The sequence below is a fragment of the Ruminococcus sp. YRD2003 genome (assembly GCA_900109435.1).
GTDB classification, from domain to species: Bacteria; Bacillota; Clostridia; order Oscillospirales; family Ruminococcaceae; genus Ruminococcus; species Ruminococcus flavefaciens_G.
Genome location: FNZT01000008.1, coordinates 67,316 through 88,410 on the forward strand (window position 1 = coordinate 67,316; position 21,095 = coordinate 88,410).

The window sequence follows — 21,095 nt, forward strand, 5'->3', positions numbered from 1 at the left end:
GATTCACCTCCTGACCATAATATCCCCATTTTATTTATTATAGCATACGATTAAGATGTTGTCAATATCCTCAGTCACTTCTCAATAATAACCGATGTCCCAGACTTAAAACGGAATTCGATAAAGGCGTCACATACCTTTACGTCCTTCAGCAACTTCCTCACCAGCGTCCCATCAAACTTCGTGATGGTGCGCGGCTGGGAATTAATGAAGTTGCAAAGGGCCTGTATACGGTCCCGGTGCTCAGCTTTGGCAGCTTCGTCCATATTAGTCTGCTCCTGCTGTTCACGCAGTAGAAGTATTTCTTCCACAAGGTCATCATAGTTCTGTCTGCTCTCCGTTCTGTCTATCAGCTCCTGCTGCAACTGATTCATTCTTGCTGCAAGAGCTTCTGCCGACTGCGGATTGCAAAGATTAATAGCGGATTTAAGGTTCTCCTTCAGGTGGGACAAATATCCGTCGCTATTCTCAATCATCTCATTTAGCGCATCAACAAACGCCTGCTGCAATAATTCTTCGTGGATAGTTCGGGAGTTGCAGACAGTTTTATCCTCCATTCGGGTTTTGCACCGCCATACTATCGACGTCTTTCCGTGGTTATACCAGTGGATTCTACGGTACTGTGCTCCGCAGCACTCGCAGGTAATTATCTGAGAAAAAGGATTGTTAGCGCTGAAGCCTCTGCGAATGCCGTTCTTATCACGTTCTGAGGATCGACGCGCAATTTCTTCCTGCACCTTCATGTATATCTCTTTCGGAATAATAGCCTCATGGTCGTCCTCAATGTAGTATTGCGGCAGAACACCGTTATTCTTTCCCCTTTTCTTGTTTAGGAAATCTATGGTATAGGTCTTTTGCAGGAGCGCATCTCCCATATACTTTTCATTCTCCAGTATCTTCCGGACTGTGCTGTCATGCCACCTTGGATTGCCTCTTGAAGTCAGAATACCGTCTTGCTCCAATCCGCGTGCTATCTTTTGGCAGCTGAAGCCTTCAAGGTACTCCCGAAAAATACGTTTGATTATCTCTGCTTCTGCAGGATTGATGATTAGATGCCCTTTCTCGTCCTTATCATAGCCGAGAAAGTGTTTTGTATTTACCATGACTTTCCCCTGCTGGAAGCGGTACTGGATACCCATTTTTGTATTCTTGCTAAGGGATTCTGATTCCTGCTGCGCCAGAGATGCCATAATGGTTATCAGGACTTCACCCTTTGCGTCCATCGTGTTGATGGACTCCTTCTCGAAGAAAACCGGAATGTTGATCTCCTTCAGCAGACGGATATATTGCAGACAGTCCAAGGTATTTCTGGCAAAGCGGCTAATAGACTTCGTAAATATCATATCTATTTTCCCCTGCTTGCAGTCTTCGATCATAGCATTGAACTGATCTCTCTTTTTTGTATTGGTCGCGCTGATGCCTTCGTCAGCGTACACCCCGACGAACTCCCACTCCGGATTCGTCTTGATAAATTCCTCGTAATGCTGGATCTGCGCCTCGTAGCTGGATGCCTGTTCCTCGTTGTCCGTTGATACACGGCAGTATGCCGCCACCCGCAGGCGCTTCACTTCCTCCTTCGCTGCCGTATTTCCTTTCTGCGGCTTCGGAGGAATGACGGTCATGTTTTTCATGCTTTCACCTCTATCATACTATAAATGTATTCGGCTTGCTCTGCCGGATCATCGAAATGCGTCTCCGCCCCTGCCAGCTCGAACGCCTTGTGTATCGGCGGTGCTGTATACCGCTTTTCGGAACCGTGCAGATTTGCACGATGCAGCCTTCTGCCGGTTGCCTTTGCAAAGGTTTCTCGGCTGATGATCGCGGGATAGTAGTCGGTGCCGATGTAGGTATCCTGCATCAGGATTCGCTTGACAGCACTGTGCTGCATGAGAACGCCCGCATTCGCCGCAGCCGCCTTCATGCTCAGCCCGGAAATGTAGCCATTGAAAATGCTGATTATGATTCCGGCTTCCTGTTCGTCGATAACAGCTCTGCCGTTTATGATCTTGTATCCGTACATAGTGCCTCCTTCAATGTCAGCCCGCATTTCAGCTTGAAGCCGACGCTGTCCCTGCTGTAAACGATGATGCTGTCCACAAAGGAAATGAATAGTTTCTCGTTATAGGCGTCCTGCACTTCCGCTGTATCAATATAATGTAGCAGCTTTTCGGTTTCCCTCAGCATCAGACCTGATTCGATATTGCCGAGGCTCTGTATTTCTCTGCGGGATTCCTCGTTCTGCTTCTCGATGCGGTTCAGCTCCTGTGTATACATAACTGCGTCAATGATGCCCTTTACACGGAGCTTCTTCAGTTCGCATTTCCGGTCGGAATTCTTCTGGATGCTCTCTTTCAGGCTCATAATTCGCTGCAGGTTTTCGTCACTGCCTGCCACGCGCAGCGCATTGTAATACGGTCGGAGCATTATCTTCCGGGTGAATATGAGCTTGTTCAGCATCGTGGTGAACGCGGACTGGAATGCTTCTTCGTGAATGAACTTCATCGAGCAGCTATCCTTATCTGCAATGTGTTTCTTGCAGCACCAGCTGATTCCGCTTGAAATCACCTGACGCTTGAACGTGGTACCGCACTCACCGCAGATGATTTTGCTGCTGAAAGCGAATCTGCGCTGATACTTTTCATCATCGTGCCGGATGCCGCGCTCCCTGAGCCGCTGTTCCAACACTTCATGTGCTGTCGCGTACATCTCCCGGCTGATGATCGCCTCGTGGTGGTCTTTCACTTCCGGACTGTCCACGTCGCCCTTGTTCCTGTGCCTGCGGAAGTTGTCGTCCGTATAGGTCTTGTTGTAGCGGACGTCACCGACATACTTCTCATTATTCAGAATGCCCATGATCGTTGTGGTACTCCACTTGCCGCCCCTGCGCGTCTGCACACCCCGGATGTCCAGTTCCTTGCCGATCTTATGCACACCCATGCCGGAAACAACGGACTCGAAAATGAAGCGGACAATGTCTGCTTCCTCCGGAATGATCGCATAGTTTCCGTCGCTGTCAAAGGTGTATCCGTAGGGCGCTGTTCCAGCTCTGTACCTGCCGTTTTTGATGCGTTTCTGGTTACCCCACTTCACGTTCTTGGAAATGGACTCGGATTCCTCCTGTGCCAGACTGCTGAGGATAGCCAGCACAAGTTCCGTTTCCATGCTGCCGGTATCCAGCTTCTCTTTCTCAAAGTAAATGGGGACGTTGTAAGAAAGCAGTTCGCGCACCAGTTCAAGGCAGTCCGTTGTATTGCGGGAGAATCGGCTGACGGACTTCGTCAGTACATAGTCGATGCGTCCGATGCGGCATTCATACATAAGTGCCTGCAAGCCGTCGCGGACATCAGCCTTCGTGCCGGTGATGCCGAAATCATAGAAAATACCGGCGCACTCCCATTCGGAATGCAGTCTGATCCACGCCTCATAATGTGCTTTCTGCGTTTCCAGACTCTCGCGCTGGTCGTCATTATCGGTACTGACACGGCAGTATGCAGCCACGCGGAACTTCTTTTTCTCAGCAGGCTGCGCTTCTATTGTTTTGACTGTCATTACTATACCTCCTTGTCAGTATCGTATATTAACTCTGATTCGGTGATTTTTCAAGTGATTTCGGTAATAAGTCCGCGTACATCGGAGAGAATGTCTGCCGGTTCAGATCGGTTAATTTGTCGTATTCGTCAAATGTGATCATGCCTCTGGCATAGAGCAATTCCGTAATAGCTTGTGCCTTGTAGTAATTGATCTCATCAATGACCTGATTTTTCTCCATAAAAACAGCTCCTTTCACTATACGGACATTTAGGAGATGTTTTGATGGGGTGTTATAAAAAAACGCCCGCCGAGATAATCCCGACGGGTGCTGATGTTATGCCTTATTCAGTTTTCTGCCCAATGTGACAGTTTTGTCAAAAAATGAAAGCTATGTGAAAATTAGCACTCTCCCCTTGACAGTGCTAATTTAGAGTGCTATAATATAATCAGAACAAAGGAACAGAGAAGCACCAAAGGATCCGGGTGCTGAACCCTCCGTCCCCTTGCTCGAAGCAATGGAAACAATGTGACGAGTAAAAAGGAGGACTGACCTATGTTGTATCCTAGCATTTTCGGTGAAAACTTATTCGATGATTTCTTCAGATTCCCTGACTTCGGCAGAGACGTGGAGAAGAAGCTGTACGGCAAGCACGCTGCGCAGGTTATGAAGACGGATGTCCATGAGCATGACGACCACTATGAGATCGTTATCGATTTGCCGGGCTTCAAGAAAGACCAGATCAATCTTGAGCTTCAGAACGGTTATCTGACTGTCAGCGCCGCAAAGGGACTTGACAAAGACGAAAAGTCCAAGAAGGGCAAGCTGATCCGTCAGGAGCGTTATGCAGGCGCAATGCAGAGGAGCTTCTACATCGGTGATACTGTTACCGAAGCCGATGTAAAGGCTAAATTTGAGGACGGTGTTCTTAACATCTGCGTTCCGAAGGCAGAGCCAAAGAAGCTGGAAAATCACAAGTATATTGCAATTGAGGGATAATACCTCGCTAAGATATGATTCCGAAATAATGCTCCCCGGAGCTGTTCGTTTTGAGCAGTTCCGGGGAGTTTTTTTACGTCTTATTCAGTTTTCCGCTGTATTTCTTGCCGTCCACAGTGACCTCAACGGTAATGCCGTCCTCCGCAGCAGGCGCAGGCGGATTCGGCTCCTTACCGTAGCCATTCAGCCCCTTTGCCTTGATGATGGTCGGGAAATCTTTGTAGCCGATGTCGAGATCGACATTGCCATTAATGCCGTCCACACTGCCTTTCTCGGAGTGCTGCCAGATACCGTATGCGCCGCTATAATTCGTCTGGTTACACCAGTGTGCCAGCCAGATCGTGTAACGGCTCTTGATGTCGTCTGCTGTATGTGTGGTCAGCGAGGACGCAGAGCCGTACAGACCGACGAAATAGCCCGCTGCCTCTACTCTTTCAAGAAACGCCCGCATAATGGCAGACACCTTTTCCTTGCCAAGGTCAAACTGCTTTTTCTCCTCCAGATCAAAATATACTGGGAACTCGAACTGCTTTCCCTTGATGACGGACAGGAAAACATCAGCCTCCAGTTCTGCTTCCTCCGGTGTCATCGCATAGGAATACCAGTAAGCGCCAACCGGAATGCCTGCCGCCTTAGCACCCGCATAGTTCTCCTCGAAACGGTCATCCTTCTGCGATGCCAGTCTGCCGTAACCGGCACGGAGAATAGCAAAATCAATGCCGGTCGACTTGACCTTCTGCCAGTCGATCTTGCCGTTATGGACGCTGACGTCGATGCCCTTCATATCCTCGCCTCCGAAGTATTTATAGAAATCATCGGTCACGCTGCTGTTGCCGTGTACCTCATCACCGTACCACTTGCCGCCGGAGCGCACATCGACGTGCGTATAGATGTAGGCGGCAGTGATATTGGCAATGCCGGTGAAGCCGGTATCCTGCGCCTTGCAGCACACCGTTCTGCTGGAAATAGGCTGTCCGTCCTGCCCGTAGCAGCAGATGTCCGCAGCCTTGCCGAGTGTATGCTGTCCCGTGCCGCTGCCCTTTACTGCCTTATCATGAGCAGCACAACGGAAGCCGCTGGTGACGATGATCTTAGAGCAGTTCAGCTTAGAAAAGAGTGCCTCCAGTTTGGTGATGAGATCATCATCGATCTGAAAATCATGCTCTTTGCCACATTTACAGCGGAACTCCTGCGCATTGAAGTGCGGAGAAAGCTGCGTGTTATCGGTATAGCCGTACGTTTTAATCATCGTTATCATCCTTTCTGCCGGTCTGCTTCTGCAGCACCTCAATGGCGTTTTTCAGTGCGGGCGGATACGGAATGCCCATGAGCGATGTGTTTTCCACAATGGAAAGTAGCTCGTTCACGCAGAACGCGATGCAGACCGCATCACGCACATAGTTCGTATTGAGCAGAATATCCAGACGCACCGCCACGATAATGAGCATGAGAATGCTGCCTTTCTTCGCAAGCCCGTACCAGCCCGCCTTGCTGTTCAGCTTTCCGGTCTTGCTGTGTTTGGACTTGCCCATTGCACCGGTGATCATTCCGGTTGCAAAGTCAATGCCCATGAAGATGATGAGCGTCACCAGCGCGGAATCCCAGCCGCCGAACAGCGCTGCGATTCCGCCGCCGATTGCGCCGATCACCGTACAGATACTTCCTTTCATGTTGTCACCTCCAGTACCTTTACCGTTCTGATCATAGGGCTTGTATTGTCTGTCACCGCTTTCCATGCAAGATAATACTCGTCAGCAGATACACCGCTGCAGTCATGCAGGACGGAGATATAGTTGCCGACGGAACCGAGCCAGCCAAACGGAACGGAGATTGCCTCACCGCCGCTGAGCTTTTCGTGAATGTATCTTGCCGTTTCCGCAGGCGACATCTGCTGACTGCTCTTACGCACCAGCCACATTTCGCCTGCATCGGTCGCACCGGACTTATAGGTAAGCAGAATTCTGCTTGCAGGCGTGATGCGTACCGGGGTAATACACATCGTGTAAATGACAGCGCCCCAGTTGAAATCCGGCTGATTGTAGTAAAGCGCATAGGCATTATCCGCACAGCAGAAATGAGGATATACATCTGCAAAGCCAGCAATACTGCGGTAGCCGTCAATATAGAAAGTGTAGATGCTCTCACCGTATGTGATAAGAGCATCATCGCCGTTGCGGAACAGCGTCACCTCCGGTCTTCCGGACGGGATCTGCAGCACCTTCGGCACGAGCGTATTCAGCTTTTCGGACTCCGATGCCTGAACACCCATTGTCACGAGATTTCTCGCAAGCTGGTCGCGCTGCACATCCAGCGCTGTCAGATAATTTGCAATGCTCATGTCGTCACCTCCACAATATCAGCCAGCGCTGACTCTACCCCGGAAAGCTCAGTCTCCACGGCAGAAAGCCTTGTGAGAATATCCGAAATGGAAGTCCTGCACCCCTGCATATCATAAAGAATCTCGGTCTTGAAACGCTCGAAAACACCCTCGTTTACACCGACACGCTCATTCAGGTTCATTGCTGCAGTGTACGCCTCTTCCCAGCGGGAAACGTGAGAATCCGTGATGCCATTCAGCGTAGAGAGGTTGTGATGTGTATGCGCCTGCCTCTCTGCACTTGCAATACCGTCAAGCATTCCCTGCGTGATGCTGTCCAGAACATCCTTGTTATTGTGTGTATGCCGCTGCGCATTCAGCGTCAGAAGCTCCTCGTTGATGGTCTGAATCTCGTACTGCGTCCTGTCCTCAAACTGCTGTAAGCCGGAAAGCTCCTGCAGAAGTTCAGGTGTAAAAGCATCCAGCGTTGCCTTGTTCGCATGAGAATGAAAATCTCCGGTTGCCGCCTCAATCTCGCGCTCGACAATAGTCGTGACCTCAGATGTTTTCGGGTATTCAGACATATCAGGTGTTTCACCCGGCTCTCCCTTGAGCGATGCCAGCCATTCCTCCTCAGTACCGACATAGCCATGCTCCACAGCAATCTCGTAGGCGGACTTACCGTCAGCGCCGTGTCCTGCTTCCTCGATCTTCTTCAGAAGCTGCGCATACAGATCAGGCGTCGGCGGAATGGGCGGTTCATCATCACCGACGAAGCCGGAAGGACGGATATTCAGCGTAACCGGAACAGTTGTCGCTCTCACAGTCGTGTCGCTTTCGGTATCGTAGCCGAATACAGACATTTTTGCAGCGCCCACATGAAGCTCCGCAGGCAGATACAGCGATGTGCCGTCAGTGCCGAGGATGATATTATATGTCTCATCGCACTGCGTGAACTGTACGACCTTATGGAAGCGCCGCCAGTCACCATCAAACGTAAAGCGGAACTGCACATACTGGATCTGATGATCTGCCAGCACCTCACGCTCCAGCACTTCAATGCTCTGATTCTTTACAAGGAATTTCCACATTATTCTTCGCCTACCTTCCACTCGTGATTTTCATCGTCCCATTCCATAAAGCCGTCCAGACAGTTGATTCTTGTCAGATTGGTCGGGCTGATCGAACCGCCATGCGCGTCCCAGTTGCTGCGCTTTGTGACCGCTGCCCAGTCTGCAAGACTGCCTTCATATGTGATTTCCGTAAGATCATGGCAATAATTGAAGCAGTGCGACTTGATTTCCGTCACCGTTCTGGCAAGCGTTACATTAACAAGACGATTGCAGTTGACGAACATAAACTCGTTGATCACAGGTGCTTCATAACGTACTGTTGTCAGATTGGCACAAGCCGTAAAGACACGCTCTCCGATTGTTGTTACGGTACTCGGAACTGTAACCGTTGTGAGCCTGTTACCCGCAAAGGCGCAATAGCCGATTTCTGTTACGCTGCTTGGAATAGTCACAGCCTTAAGTTCATGTGTAATAGTTGGCGTTGCCGCCGGATCCTGATGCGGATAAAAGGCAAAACCGCTGATTTTTATCAGCGTACCCGGAAGCGATACCGATTCAAGCTCATCGCAGTAACGGAAAGCGTACTCACCGATATCTGTGATGCCATCGGAAACAACCACATTCTTGATATCCTGATTATTGAAAAACGGCGAGTCGCTTCCGGTCGGATAAAGTGGATTATCATAATCATACATATCTCCCGTACCCTTCAGGAGCAGTTTACCGTTGGAGTACAGCGCATAGAAGATATTATCACCGCACTGCCCGACTGCAACAATATCCCCGATGTCCTCGATCTCCGCTTCCAGCTCTGCTACTCTCGCCGTCAGGTCAGCGACCATCTCGTTGTATTCATCCATTTCCGCCGTGATCTGTGCCATCTGCGCCAGCATATCCGTCACACGGCACTTACCGAGAATGCACTTGCAATAACCGCAGACGTTCTTGTCCTCACGGTAATCGTACCAGTCACGCTCCGAAAGCTCTGTCGCACCCGGATTCAGGCGCACCGCATACATGAGCAGGCGTGTCTTGTTCTCGTCAGTCGGCAGCGAAGGCAAGGACGGATTCTCCGCAGGTGTACCGGGAGTGATTTCAAGCGATACACTGCGCACCGATTCGCCGACATCCAGCAGAATGGCAATCGCCACATAACGAGGGAGTGATTCATCCTGATACTCGCTGAGGTCAATGATGTATCTTGCATCATTGACGAAATAATGACCGTTGATCCAAGCCTTGCCCGTGCCGAGCGTGACTTTCAGCCCGGAAGAAGCTGCCGTCAGCTTGAACATCTGCCCGTAGGTGTCGAGGATACCGTTGCAGATGATGCTGGACAGATAGGTCGTGAAGTCCTCCGCCGTGTAGGTGCGGTCAAGCCCCTTTGAATTGAAAAATCCGCTGTAAAAAGCCATATTCATTCCTCCTTGAAAGTCGGTGTCAGGCTGCGCCCGTTCTGGTCGTAGCCCTCAATCATGCCGATGAGCTGAATTCTCGGCTGTATCATGCCGAATCGCCGATGCTCCACGGTCACATAATCACCGACAGTATAGTCACGGTTATAGACATACTGCGTATTGTGGGCAGCAATCGTGGACTCCGATGCTGTTTTCGGCAGCACCAGTCGTTCCGAACCGCGAGTGCGTAGCAATTCCAGATACTTCTCCTCCGGAATTGGTATTGTTTCACCCTCGACCTGCTCTGTCTCGGAAATATCGTCCGCATCCACATACACTTCATAGCGGTCAAGGTATGTCGGCTCATCGCCGTCACAATATGTGGTGCGTTTGCGCTCATCACCTTTACCCTGACCGAAGATATATGCGAAATTCTTCTGGACGCTGCTGTCCTCCGCATAGCTGAACGAGAGCAGATTGCTGTATGCGTCGGAGAAAATAATATGCGGATTATTCTCCTGCATGATGCTGCGGTCAGTGCCTTCGGATAGGTCGAACACCATGCGGTACTGCTCCCCGGAGGATTTCACCAGCCGGATATTCGCTGTTCCGCCGAGCTTCTCGCAGATCGTATACACCCACTGCATCAGGTTCGTGTATGAGATTTGCAGCGTAGCGGTATGCTCCCAGCAATCGCCGTTGACTGTTCCGAGGGAAAGCCCCGGAATCCTGCGATTATCAGAGAGCAGCACATTCTGCGTCACGACCTCCCGGACGATATCGCTGTATGCTTTTGCCGCTGTCACGTTATATGTCGGATGAATGATGCGCCGTTCCAGCAGGCACATGAGAAAGCGACCACGCACTGTCAGGTAGTCGCCGTTTTCAATATCTGTATTGATCAGCACGGATTCTATGATGCCGAAGTGCTGATTATCGTCATCACGACCGACGATCCTGCCAGTTTGGAAAATCTCAATGTTCTGCGGATTGGCGGCGATATACACCTCAAAGCTGCCACACTTGTAGTATTCAATATCCCAGAGCAGCGAGGAAAAGGTATCGCAGACTGCCTCAAGCGTAATCGTGAGAGAGTCCTCAGCAGCTTCCATTTTATAAACTTCAATCTGCATATTACACCCCCAGATACGCATTCGTGTGGACGATGGTGACTTTCAGGTTTTGCAGTCCCGTTCCACGCAGATAAAAACGGTTTCTGCCTTCCCGCAGCGTCAACCATGTTGAGCCGGAAACAAGCCGGTTGATAATATTGGTTTTCACGCCGCCACGGTCGAGCGTGACGGTCTTGTTGCCCGTCTTGGTCGTAACTGTGATAATATCGCCCGCGAGAATGTCACCGGTGATTTGCAGATACTCGTCCGTGTCTGCATTATACAGCGTAGGAGAACGAGCATCCTCCAGCGCTTCAATGACCAGCGTGAAGCCGATCTCGTCGCCGTCATTGACAATGGTCATCATGTTCTGCGTGTTATATTTACCGAGGATAAACGGCTCCGGATTGCTCTCTGTCGGAAACGGGAATGTGAAAGCGCCGGTGATCTGCGAATAGTAAGCCATGACCGAGGTCGTGGAATACCAATAAATATCCGGGCAGAGAATAGAAATCTGCCCGGTTGTAAGCTGTTCAAAGTTCTGCACCTCGCAGGACTCCACATAGCCCTCCGCAAATACATCAATGCCTGCGGTCGCGTAGTAAATCTTGATGTAGCGGGAGGGCTTCACCACCTTGTAAAGCTGATGCCTGCGGACTTCCACCCCCACTCCGCGCATCTCGAAGGAAATGACAACATTCCGCTTCTCAATGAAGGCATTGTTCAGGTAGCTACCGTCCATGCCCGCATAGCTGGAGGTGCTGATCGTGCCGGTGGGAGGATTCAGTCCTTCCACCTTCGATGTCATATACTGATTCGCCGTAGCGGTCATGTCAACACGATCGCCGTTGGCGTTTTCAAGGATAAGTTTAAAAAACATGGTTGCACCCCTTGTTTTTTCTTGTCGAATTATGGTATAATTACATAAATATTATTCTTCATTTAAAGAAAGGGAATTTATATGAGAGAAGCAATTCAGATTCTAATAAATCAGATTCATGAAGAAGTCAATATGATAAGACGACATACGTTAGGAGAAGAGACATACCAAGGTGATTTGTTTAATCTTGTAGGCTCGTTTTCTGTAAACCAAAATGAAAGTCAAGTTAAATCTGATACAAATTGTCTTAAAGGCCGAAAAGGTGTATATCTATTTGTGGCTAATGATACATTTGAAGTATCAACTGAACAGATTCTATCATGGAATAGAGTTTCTTCTGCACCGCTGATTTCTCACGATCCTCAAGGAAACGTAATTCCTGCAACAGTACATAGTGGTGAAATATTCTATTTGGGATCTTGTTACTCAGAATCCGGCTCTCTTTTATCAAGATTACGACAACACTGTAACTATGCAGCTGACAAATCAAGTTTAAAGCTACAAAATAGAAATCGCCAATGGGTAAGACAATACTTAGTTGCATATTATTTTGCTATTAATAAAGAATATGATAACGAAGTGAAACGTATTATCTTACCTGCGATTGAAAGAGAACTTCATAATTCATTTTTCCATTTGGCAGGCAGTAAACGAACTTAATTATATATTCAGCGCATTCCTCGTCTGACGATAAATCTCCAGCCGCGACAGCGATTTCGGACTATTATTGGTCTGATTCACTGTGCGGCTGTTGTCATTGTTGTAGTAATTGTTGACCACACCGCCGCTGCTGCCGTTCATCATAGCGCCGGAGATTCCGTCCATATCGACATTCAGCCCGGACTGCATCGTCAGCGTCATGGCATCAGCCACACCGGACACAGCCGCCTCGACGTACTTCTTACTCTTGTTGATACCCTTTGCCAGCCCCTTCATGAAGTCCGGCATCCACTCCTCCACATCGGTCAGCGCACCCTTTTCAGGTACGGAGAAATGCAAGTACTCCCAGATGGAACGAGCTACATCCGCGACCGTATTGATCAGGCTGCCGAGCATATAGGTGATGCCGTTGATGAGATTCTGCATGAGGTCGCGTCCCCATGACCACGAGCTGTTGACCTTGTCCATGACTGCGTTATACACAGCGTTCATGGCATTGACGACCGCATCCCGCACACCGCCGAGCCTGTCGCCGATGCCGTTTTTGATGCCGTCCCAGATAGACAGCACGGCTTCCTTGACACGATTCATGGCACTGCGCACGGTATCTGGCATTGCATCCCAGACCGCTTGCACAACGGATTTGATTGCATTGACCGCAGTACGAACTACGCCGGATACAGCTTCCCAAGTAGTCGTCACCACGGACTTGATGTCAAGCTGCCCCGTTTTGATGAGGTTCTTCAGCGCCGTCCATACCGCCATGACGATCATTTTGATATCGTCCAGCGCTGCGTAGATCACAGAAGATACAGCTTTCCATGTGGTCGTAATGACATTGCGGATATTTTCAAGCGCCGTTTTGATCGTGCTGACGATCGTTTTCCAGCCGGAAGTGATACCGATGCTGATCTGCGACATCGTCGCATCAATCTCAGTATTGGCGTTTGTCCAGACTGTTTTGACCGTATCAAACACCTGCGTCATGAAGCCCTGCACCGATGTTACAACATTGGATAGTGCGCTCTGAATTACACTGCTGATTTTCTCAGCAAGACCGCCTGCAAAGCTGTTGACCGCATCGTTCACCACGCTGGTATTTGCGTTGATGCCATCGGCAAGTCCCTGCATGAAGTCCGGCATCCAGCTCTCGAAATCCGCAAGAGGTCCCTCATCAGGTACAGAGAAGTGCAGGAAGGACTTAATCTTGTTTGCCACGCCCTTGACCGCATCAGCAACCTTGCCGATACAGTTCTTAATGCCGTTGACGATACCGTTGATGATATCTGCGCCCCACTGGAACGCCTGCGATGCAAGGTTCTTGATGAAGCTCACCGCAGCATTGAAGCCGTTGACGATAGTGTCTTTGATTGCCGTGATCTTCTGCGTCACGGCATTTTTCACGCTGTCCCAGATATTCGATACCGTTATTTTAATGGTATTCAGGATATTGGTGACAGTATTTTTTATGCCGTTCCAGATAGAAGAAACGACGGAAGAAATGGTATTCAGCACCCCGGAAATAAACCCGCTGATTGCATTCCACACAGCAGAAACAACCGCATAAATTGCGTTCAGCGTATTCGTGATATGATCCTTGATGCTGTTCCAGATGCTGGAAATTACTGACCAGATCGCATTGACCACACCGGAGATAAAGCCGGAGATCGCGTTCCAGACTGAAGGAACGACATTGCTGATCGCGTCCATCACCGTGGTGATCGCTGTATGAATCGCATTCCATACGGTTTCAATGACGCTCTTGATAGCCTCCAGAACGATCGTCACAACCGCCTTGATATTCTCCCATGCTGTGGTAATCTTTTCGTGAATCCAGTCCATGACGCGACTGATAATTACATGGATAGCCTCAAAAATCGTCTCGAACAGATATCTGAATGCTTCCAGCAGCGGAGAGATAAAGTCGTAGATTGTCTGCCATACTGTAGAAATGACATTCCAGATTGCATTCAGCACCGTGCTGATCGCTGTATGAATCGCATTCCAGACAACAGTAATAACCGTCTTGATCAGGTTGATCTTTTCAGCGACGGAGTTATAAATCGCCGTCCAGATACCGACAAAGAAATTCTTGATACCCGTCCAGATAGTTGTGAAAAAGTTCTTGATCGCTTTTAGGACGGTGATTACGAAGTTCTTTATACCGTTCCAGATGTTGACGAAAAAGTTCTTGATGCTCGTCCAGACGCCTACCCAGAATTCCTTCACTTCACCAAGATCGGTGCCAAAAATACCGCAGATCATATTCAGCGCATTTTTCAGCGTATCCTTGATGAAATTCCATACCGCAGAAAATATACCCTTGATACCGTCCCACACTCTGATCCAGTCGCCGGTGAAGATGCCGACGAAAATATCCAGAACACTCAGGATGATGTCTGTCACAGCCTTGAAGATATTTGCAATCTGCTGGAACTGCCCCTCAAAGATCGGTTTCAGGAACTTGCAGAGTCCGTCCCATACTGCCTTGATGACTTCGCTGATGTTTTTGAAGTCGAAGCCGAGAGCGTTGATTCGGTCAACAATGCCCTGACAGAAGCCGGAAAAGATACTCTTGATCTGCTCCCAGATCGCCGTGATCTTGTTTCGGAAGTCCTCATTGGTACGCCACAAATGCACAAAAGCCGCCACCAGTGCAGCGACAACTGCAATGACAGCGACCACAGGCGCACTGATACCGCCGATAGCAGCTCCGAAGGAAGTGAACGCCGCCTTTGCGCTTGCAATGATCGTCGGCAGGTTTGCTACAAGCTGCATCAGCTTGCCGACACCGATCATTGTTTTGCCGACCACCACAAGGAGAGGTCCGAGAGCAGCCGCTACAAGTGCAACCTTGACAATGGTTTCCTTTGTTGCAGGCGACAGCGCATTGAATTTATCAATAAGCCCCTGAATACGTGAAACAATAGACCTGATTGCAGGCATCAGGATTTCACCGAAGGAAATGGCAAGCTCCTGAAGCTGCGATTTCAGAATGGTGAGCTGACCGCCGAGATTATCCTGCATCACGGCAGCCATCTTTTCAGTGACACCGTTATAGCCGTCGATTTCATCGGAACAGGTGCTGATCGCACCTTCCAGCTTCTGAATATCCGAGGGCGCAGCATTCATCAGCGCAAGGAAACCTGACATTGCATTCTTGCCGACAAGCGCCTGCGCCGCCGATGCCTGTTCCGATTCGGACATCTGTGCGAAAGCAACACGGCAGTCTGCGAGAATGTCGTTCAACTCACGCATCGAGCCGTCCTGATTGGTGGTTGCGATCTCCATTTCACCGAAGGCATCACCGCAGAACTTGACATCACCTGCAAGGGCGGTCATGATTGAACGGAGCGCCGTACCGGACTGCGAACCCTTGATACCGCTGTTTGCCATCAGACCGATTGCCTGTGCGGTATCCTCGCAGGAGAATCCCAGAGAACCCGCAACAGGCGCACAGTATTTGAAGGTTTCACCCATCATCGACACATTGGTATTTGCGTTCGACGATGCCGCCGCCAGCACATCAGCAAAATGACCGCTGTCGGCAGCAGATAAGCCGAAAGCGGTCAGAGCGTCAGTTACAATATCCGAAGTTGTCGCCAAGTCCTCGCCGGAAGCGGCAGCAAGGTTCATAATACCCTCGATACCTTCCAGCATATCTCCGGTTTTCCAGCCCGCCATCGCCATGTAGTTCATGGCATCGGCGGCCTCGGAAGCGGAGAACTTGGTCTTTGCGCCCATTTCACGGGCTTTGTCACGCAGTGCATCCAGCTCATCACCAGTCGCACCTGATACAGCAGCGACCTTCGACATAGCAGAATCGAAATCCGCAGCGGTCTTGACAGCAGCAGTTCCGGCAGCCATGACGGGAACGGTCACATGAGTGGTCAGTGTCGTACCGACATCGGCGATTTTGTCGCCCGCCTTTTCGAGCATTTCTCCCGCCTGACCGAGCTTGGCAAGAGCCGTGCTGGAAGCCTCCGCCTCACGCAGGAGGTTCTGCAGCTCCTGTTCCGTTTCGATGATCTCACGCTGGAGGGCATCGTACTGCTCCTGCGAAATGTCACCATTGGCGAGTGCCGTGTTTGCCTGTTCCGCAGCGGTTTTCAGGGTTTCCAGCTTTTCTTTGGTAGCTGTCACCGCATCGGCGAGGAGTTTGTGTTTCTGCGAGAGCAGTTCCGTGTTGGAAGGATCGAGCTTCAGCAGTTTCTGTACATCCTTGAGCTGCGTCTGCGTGTTCTTGATGTTTTTGTTGACACCTTCCAGCGCCTTCGACAGCTTGGTCGTATCGCCGCCGATTTCGACCGTGATGCCCTTGATTCTGTTTGCCATGCGGTTTCACCTCCTCTGTGAGGGCATGAAAAAAGCAGCCCCGAAGGACTGCTCAGTGTATATTCAGTTACTAAGCTAAATCAGAATTTGCCGTTATTTGTTTCCTATGCCCAGATTGCCATCGCCAAAGTGCCGACAACAATCAGAATCAACCCGGCAAGCGCCTTTCTGCTCAACTTTTCTTTGAATACGAAATAGGAAAAAGCGACGGAAACGATAATGCTGAGCTTATCGATCGGTACGACAACGCTGACAACGCCGTTCTGTATGGAGTAATAGTAACAGAGCCATGATGCGCCTGTGGCAATCCCGGACAGAGCTATGAATACAAGTTCTTTGGAATCAGTATTTTTCAGTTCAGCACCTTTGCCTTTAACGAAGACGATCAGCCAAGCCATAACAAGAACAACACCAGTACGGATTGCCGTCCCGAGATTTGATTCTACATCCGTTATGCCGATCTTTCCCAGAATAGAGGTCAGGGCAGCAAAAACAGCGGAACCGATCGCGTAGGGCAGCCACGTGCGCTTTGTGTCCTTTGCTTCAGTTTTCTTCTTTTCGATCATCAGAAACACGCCTTCCGCAAGAAGTGCAGTACCGATCAGCTTGACCGCCAGATGTTCTGTCTCACTGAAAAGGATGATTGCGATAAGCACTGTCAGAACCGTGCTGGATTTATCGACGGGAACGACCTTGTTCACATCGCCGACGGACAGGGCTTTAAAATAGCAGATCCACGAGGCTCCTGTCGCAAAGCCGGACAGAATTAAGAAGATGATAGATTTTGCCGATATTTCCGTGATCGTTCCAGCAGAGCCAACGATAAACACCATGATCCAGGCAAAAAGGAGTACAACGACCGTCCGCAGAGCAGTCGCCACGTCTGAATCAGTCTTTTTGATTCCGCATTTCGCAAGTATCGCCGTAAGTCCGGCAAAGAGCGCGGACAAAGCCGCCATGATCAGCCACATATCTTCCCCTTATTCATTGTCATATATTCTGGTAATTCTCGTCCATCAATTATCTCTAAGATAAATCCCGATTTAGCGAAGGAAGCTTCATGTTTCCTTCACAACAGAATTATAACACAGAAGGAAGAAAAAGTCAATCAGAACGCATCAAAGTCTGCCTGTCCAGCGACCTCATGCCAGCCGTCATATTCGTCATTTTCCTTTTCGGTGAACATATCATTCACGACTCCGATCGTGAGCAGATCAAGCTCCGAGAGGGACAGCCCAATCTGCACACATCGGAGAAGGAAGAGGGGCGTTGTCATCGGGCGGTCAGTTTTTCGATGTTTTTTTTAGACTCCGCCTGCGTCTCCACGTTGAGTCCCCACAGTTCAATGAGCTGCGGCAGCACCTCATAAATGGAGAACGTGTTGAACGCTTCGAGCCATTCATCGGGATTGTCCGGGACGTTCTCCGGATCAGCGTGTTTCGCCATGATGTATGCGATATTCTCGAACACCTCAAGGCTCTCAATGTCAAGGGTAGAGTCTTCCTCGTCGCCCTCCTGAACAGAAGTCTGAAGGGCGGCGAAGTCCTTGTAAATGTCCCTGCGGAACTTGATGCGGTAAAGGCGAGGCACAGCGGCACTCGCCTTGAACGGAACCTCGATGCCGTCAACGGTAATCGTCTTTTTAATAGCCATGCTGTACCTCCTTACTCGGTCGCTGCCGCAGCAGAACCGCCGGATTTGGCGGATGCGGAACGTGTGCCTGAGCTGTTGTTTGTTGCAGCAGTCGGCATATAGACCGCATTGTACCAGTTGTCGTAGGTCGTCTGGTCAGTGCTTTCGCAGGTCTTGGACTTCACCAGACCGTTCGGCAGCGCCGATGCCTTGAGGGAGAGCTTTTCCGTCTTGACGGACTTGCTTTCCTCGGTAGTCTCACCCTCAGTCGCAGGACGGGACGCAGAACAGCAGTACAGCACATGACGGATGTGGTTCTTGTCTCCGTCAAACTCAAACATGAGTGCGAACTGCGATGTCTCCGCGTCGTTGCGCTCCACCAGAACGCCCTTTGCATCAAGCTGTTCACCGAGAATCGCCGTTGCAAAGTCAGTCGTGATGAGAGCGACCTCCAGATCACCGTCATAGCCTGCGTTGTTGTTGATGACATAATAAACGCTGTTATCGGCATAAAAATTCTCGTTCTCGCCGTTGGCATCGATAGAAAGCGATACCGCACCGGGCAGACGCACAGGCGTTGCAAATGTCGGAACGCCATCGTCCGACCATGCCGTAATCTTCGCCCAGTGAACCTTGTTCAGACCGAACTTCACCTTGTTTTTCTGCAGTGCCATTGTTATACCTCCATTTCGAATAAGACCTCATAGAGCTGTTCGCTCTCGATGTAGGTTTCCGTTTTCGTGTAATAGATATTGTGCTGCGTCAGCACTTCCTCCACGCGGCTTTCCGCATCGGGCGATTTTTCATCCGTATACAGTTCAACGTCAAGCTGCTTGAAGCTGTGATACATCAGATTATCCGCGCCGAAGGTATCCTCGCCGGGTGAGAGAAAAATAACAAAGGGCGGTTTCGGAGACTCGCCCTCGGCAAAATGATGATAGGCGAACGGCATCCCAATCTCCTGCATCATTTCATTGATTTCTTCATAGGTCATGACAGCGCCTCCTCGATAAGATGCGTGAGCATTTCCTCGCCGTGCGCTTCCGCAGGCGCGATATGCGGCTTGCCGGATACACGTCCGCCGTTGCGCTTTGCATGACCTTTTTCAAGCAGGTGCGCAAGCTGGTAGCGGTCTTTCGAGTGAACGGTCATTTCAAGAGAATGGCTGTTCTCCTTCGTTTTCTTCGTCGTCCAGCTCTTTCGGTACTTGCCGGTTCGCTTCGGAGCGTTGGCGGAGATTTCCTTCTTGACGGAGGTTGCTGTCTTTTTCACAGCCGCTTTCATGGCAGTATCTGCAAGGTCTGCATATTCCGTCAGACCGCGCATGATCTCCGCTGCCATATCGTCAATTGAAGTCATCCTGTTCACCCGCCTTTCGTGTGACTGCCGTGATTTTCATATAATCAAGCGATTTATAATTCGGCAGTACACCGTTGATGTCATACACCAGACCACGGAAGCGGAGCTTGTGCGTGGTGGTATTGATTTTCTTGGTATCGGGTGTCTGCCGGACAGTGAATTCCAGTGATACGACTTCCTGCGTCACGCCCGCCTCGGTTGTTTCCGTCGATGTCTTTACGGACACGGCAGCCCAGCAGGAGAAGGCTTCCTCCCACCGGGCTTTGTGGTTGCCGATGCCGTCTATCTTCGTGCTGTGTTCCAGAAAGGCGATGCGCTGATTCAGCGTTCCGATCTCCATCAGATCACCCCTTCACGCTGCGCAAATAACAGCGACCGGAGCGTGAGCGTCAGCTTGTGGTAGTCAGCACCGTTGCGGTTCTCGTAGAGGTAAGAAACAGTATACAGCATAGCCTGCCGGGTGGTTTCCTCATTGACCGCAAGTGCCTGCTCGTCCATTCTGCCGACGTCCTGCACCAGTCGCTTGGCAGTGTCGATCAGTGAGAGGATGAGTTTGTCATCCTCTGTATGATCCACACGAAGATAGTTTTTGGTTTCATTAAGCGTAATCATGCCTTCATAGTCAGCACCTTTACGGCTTCAGGAAGGATAAGCTTACCATCAACACGCTGAGAAGCAAGGAAGCCGATCTGTCCGTTCATTGCAAACAGCTCGTTAAGTCTCTTGAGGCTGCGCCCCTGACGGTCTGCGATCCAGTAGTAGCTGAAGTCACCAAAGGCGATTGCCTTCTGACCGGCCTCGATTGTAGGTGCATATACAGATGTCACGTAAGGCCTGTTAAGGATAGTGTCCGGAATACCGACAGACACACTGGGCTGCCAGATATAGTTACCGGTATTATCCTTGATTTTACGGAGTGCCTTGATGGTCTGCTCGTTAAGAAGCCATACCGACTTTTTGCGGTACGGGCTCTTTACGGAATAGAAAAGCTCGATCATATCATCAAAGGTGATAGTTGCACCGTTCGAGATTGCGCCCTCCTGAGCGCCGCCTGTTGCAGCAAAGATACCCGTAGGCTTGCCGACACCATCACCGACAACAAAGGCCTCTTCCTCCTTTGCACCGATTCTGCGTGCAAACTCCTTTGCGATATATGCGGGCAGATCAAATACAGAGTCATTGAGAAGCTCCTCAGAGATCTTGATTGCTGTACCGACCTTGTAGGCAGAAAGCGAGAGCTGACCGAATGCGTCATCGGAGAGAGTATACGCCTCTTCCTCCTCCATCCATACTGCCTCGCCCTTAGAGGTTACAACAGGAATCTTCCTGTCGCCGCTGGAGGTCTGAATGCGGGTTGCAAGTGGACGGAAAACGTTCTCCTCCTCAAGGGCTTCAATGAGCTTACGCTCAAACTCATCCGGTACAAGATAGCCGCCTTCCGTATCCTCTCCGACATGAAGCGAATTTCTCACGTCAACATAGTTGCGGTTACGGACTGAATTCCAGAAAGCCTTGGAGTAATCGTCAGAAGCGATACCTGTCTTTTCTGTTTCTGCTGCACGAGTACCCGGAGTGGTTACAAGCGGTGTCGTAGTTGCTGCTGAAAGCTCCTGCGAAATACGCTCAGCACGCTGCATACGCTCGATCTCTTTTCCGAGATCAACGATCTGCTGCTCCATTGCATCATATGTTTTGCTGTCCTCCTCAGAGAGCAGTCCGTTTGCATTGCGCTTAGAATCAAGAAAGTCGCGGGCAGTATCCCACGCCTTTGCACGCTTTTCCATGAGTTCCTGAATAGTCAT

Annotated in this window: 23 protein-coding genes; 2 read left to right on the forward strand and 21 right to left on the reverse strand. The window is 50.2% G+C overall.

From position 1 onward, the window contains the following. Window positions 1-74: 74 nt before the first annotated feature. Genes BMX22_RS07530 through BMX22_RS07545 form a run of 4 tightly spaced genes read right to left on the reverse strand, consistent with a single transcriptional unit; the run spans window position 75 to window position 3,769 of the window. Window positions 75-1,631, reverse strand: coding sequence for a recombinase family protein (locus BMX22_RS07530; RefSeq protein WP_074741861.1), 1,557 nt, complete (start codon window positions 1,629-1,631; stop codon window positions 75-77). Then, complete coding sequence (locus tag BMX22_RS07535; RefSeq protein ID WP_081349130.1) at window positions 1,628-2,020, reverse strand: hypothetical protein; 393 nt, start codon at window positions 2,018-2,020, stop codon at window positions 1,628-1,630. The genes BMX22_RS07530 and BMX22_RS07535 overlap by 4 nt, the downstream gene beginning before the upstream one ends. Further along, window positions 1,999-3,549 (reverse strand): recombinase family protein, encoded by a 1,551-nt coding sequence (locus BMX22_RS07540; RefSeq protein WP_074741863.1) that lies wholly within the window; start codon window positions 3,547-3,549, stop codon window positions 1,999-2,001. Before BMX22_RS07540 ends, BMX22_RS07535 begins: the two co-directional genes overlap by 22 nt. A gap of 28 nt (window positions 3,550-3,577) precedes the next feature. Continuing rightward, a complete protein-coding gene (locus BMX22_RS07545; RefSeq protein WP_074741864.1) occupies window positions 3,578-3,769 on the reverse strand; it encodes an SHOCT domain-containing protein in 192 nt (63 codons plus the stop codon). 315 nt (window positions 3,770-4,084) lie between these two features. Between BMX22_RS07545 and BMX22_RS07550 the strand changes: the two genes are divergently transcribed. Continuing rightward, complete coding sequence (locus BMX22_RS07550) at window positions 4,085-4,528, forward strand: Hsp20/alpha crystallin family protein (RefSeq protein WP_002851770.1); 444 nt, start codon at window positions 4,085-4,087, stop codon at window positions 4,526-4,528. Between the two features lie 73 nt (window positions 4,529-4,601). On the opposite strand, the gene BMX22_RS07555 is transcribed toward BMX22_RS07550, so the two are convergent. From BMX22_RS07555 to BMX22_RS07585, 7 genes are read right to left on the reverse strand one after another with little or no spacing between them, the layout of a single operon-like run. Beyond that, window positions 4,602-5,777, reverse strand: a complete 1,176-nt coding sequence (locus BMX22_RS07555) for a GH25 family lysozyme (RefSeq protein ID WP_074741865.1) — start codon at window positions 5,775-5,777, stop codon at window positions 4,602-4,604. After that, window positions 5,770-6,198 carry a phage holin family protein gene (locus tag BMX22_RS07560; RefSeq protein ID WP_028517486.1) on the reverse strand — a complete coding sequence of 143 codons (429 nt, stop codon included), beginning with the start codon at window positions 6,196-6,198 and terminating at the stop codon, window positions 5,770-5,772. The genes BMX22_RS07555 and BMX22_RS07560 overlap by 8 nt, the downstream gene beginning before the upstream one ends. Continuing rightward, window positions 6,195-6,866 (reverse strand): hypothetical protein, encoded by a 672-nt coding sequence (locus BMX22_RS07565; protein WP_074741866.1) that lies wholly within the window; start codon window positions 6,864-6,866, stop codon window positions 6,195-6,197. Before BMX22_RS07565 ends, BMX22_RS07560 begins: the two co-directional genes overlap by 4 nt. Continuing rightward, a complete protein-coding gene (locus BMX22_RS07570; RefSeq protein WP_074741867.1) occupies window positions 6,863-7,936 on the reverse strand; it encodes a hypothetical protein in 1,074 nt (357 codons plus the stop codon). The genes BMX22_RS07565 and BMX22_RS07570 overlap by 4 nt, the downstream gene beginning before the upstream one ends. Beyond that, on the reverse strand, window positions 7,936-9,333 hold the full coding sequence (locus BMX22_RS07575; RefSeq protein ID WP_074741868.1) for a leucine-rich repeat domain-containing protein: 1,398 nt from the start codon (window positions 9,331-9,333) through the stop codon (window positions 7,936-7,938). The genes BMX22_RS07570 and BMX22_RS07575 overlap by 1 nt, the downstream gene beginning before the upstream one ends. Before the next feature lie 2 nt (window positions 9,334-9,335). Beyond that, on the reverse strand, window positions 9,336-10,448 hold the full coding sequence (locus tag BMX22_RS07580; protein ID WP_074741869.1) for a siphovirus ReqiPepy6 Gp37-like family protein: 1,113 nt from the start codon (window positions 10,446-10,448) through the stop codon (window positions 9,336-9,338). Window position 10,449: 1 nt separating this feature from the next. Further along, window positions 10,450-11,307, reverse strand: coding sequence for a phage distal tail protein (locus tag BMX22_RS07585; protein ID WP_074741870.1), 858 nt, complete (start codon window positions 11,305-11,307; stop codon window positions 10,450-10,452). Between the two features lie 81 nt (window positions 11,308-11,388). On the opposite strand from BMX22_RS07585, the gene BMX22_RS16090 reads away from it, so the two are divergent. Then, window positions 11,389-11,967: a hypothetical protein gene (locus BMX22_RS16090; RefSeq protein ID WP_143055496.1), complete on the forward strand. Its 579-nt coding sequence runs from the start codon at window positions 11,389-11,391 to the stop codon at window positions 11,965-11,967. Here the strand turns inward: BMX22_RS16090 and BMX22_RS07595 are convergent, their stop codons facing one another. From BMX22_RS07595 to BMX22_RS07635, 10 genes are all read right to left on the reverse strand, one after another. Then, a complete protein-coding gene (locus BMX22_RS07595; protein WP_074741872.1) occupies window positions 11,968-16,302 on the reverse strand; it encodes a phage tail tape measure protein in 4,335 nt (1,444 codons plus the stop codon). A 104-nt stretch (window positions 16,303-16,406) separates the two neighbouring features. Next, on the reverse strand, window positions 16,407-17,273 hold the full coding sequence (locus tag BMX22_RS07600; protein WP_074741873.1) for an EamA family transporter: 867 nt from the start codon (window positions 17,271-17,273) through the stop codon (window positions 16,407-16,409). A 137-nt stretch (window positions 17,274-17,410) separates the two neighbouring features. Beyond that, window positions 17,411-17,548 carry a hypothetical protein gene (locus BMX22_RS16410; RefSeq protein ID WP_175541940.1) on the reverse strand — a complete coding sequence of 46 codons (138 nt, stop codon included), beginning with the start codon at window positions 17,546-17,548 and terminating at the stop codon, window positions 17,411-17,413. A gap of 26 nt (window positions 17,549-17,574) precedes the next feature. Then, window positions 17,575-17,955, reverse strand: coding sequence for a hypothetical protein (locus BMX22_RS07605; protein ID WP_074741874.1), 381 nt, complete (start codon window positions 17,953-17,955; stop codon window positions 17,575-17,577). Window positions 17,956-17,966: 11 nt separating this feature from the next. After that, window positions 17,967-18,608, reverse strand: a complete 642-nt coding sequence (locus tag BMX22_RS07610; RefSeq protein ID WP_074741875.1) for a major tail protein — start codon at window positions 18,606-18,608, stop codon at window positions 17,967-17,969. Between the two features lie 2 nt (window positions 18,609-18,610). Further along, entirely contained in the window at window positions 18,611-18,928 is a 318-nt protein-coding gene (locus BMX22_RS07615) for a hypothetical protein (RefSeq protein ID WP_074741876.1), read from the reverse strand. Then, window positions 18,925-19,293: an HK97 gp10 family phage protein gene (locus BMX22_RS07620; RefSeq protein WP_074741877.1), complete on the reverse strand. Its 369-nt coding sequence runs from the start codon at window positions 19,291-19,293 to the stop codon at window positions 18,925-18,927. The genes BMX22_RS07615 and BMX22_RS07620 overlap by 4 nt, the downstream gene beginning before the upstream one ends. Beyond that, entirely contained in the window at window positions 19,280-19,633 is a 354-nt protein-coding gene (locus BMX22_RS07625; protein WP_074741878.1) for a phage head closure protein, read from the reverse strand. Before BMX22_RS07625 ends, BMX22_RS07620 begins: the two co-directional genes overlap by 14 nt. Beyond that, entirely contained in the window at window positions 19,633-19,905 is a 273-nt protein-coding gene (locus BMX22_RS07630) for a head-tail connector protein (RefSeq protein ID WP_074741879.1), read from the reverse strand. Before BMX22_RS07630 ends, BMX22_RS07625 begins: the two co-directional genes overlap by 1 nt. Beyond that, the gene (locus BMX22_RS07635; RefSeq protein ID WP_074741880.1) at window positions 19,902-21,095 is read right to left on the reverse strand and encodes a phage major capsid protein; all 1,194 of its coding nucleotides are present in this window, start codon (window positions 21,093-21,095) and stop codon (window positions 19,902-19,904) included. Before BMX22_RS07635 ends, BMX22_RS07630 begins: the two co-directional genes overlap by 4 nt.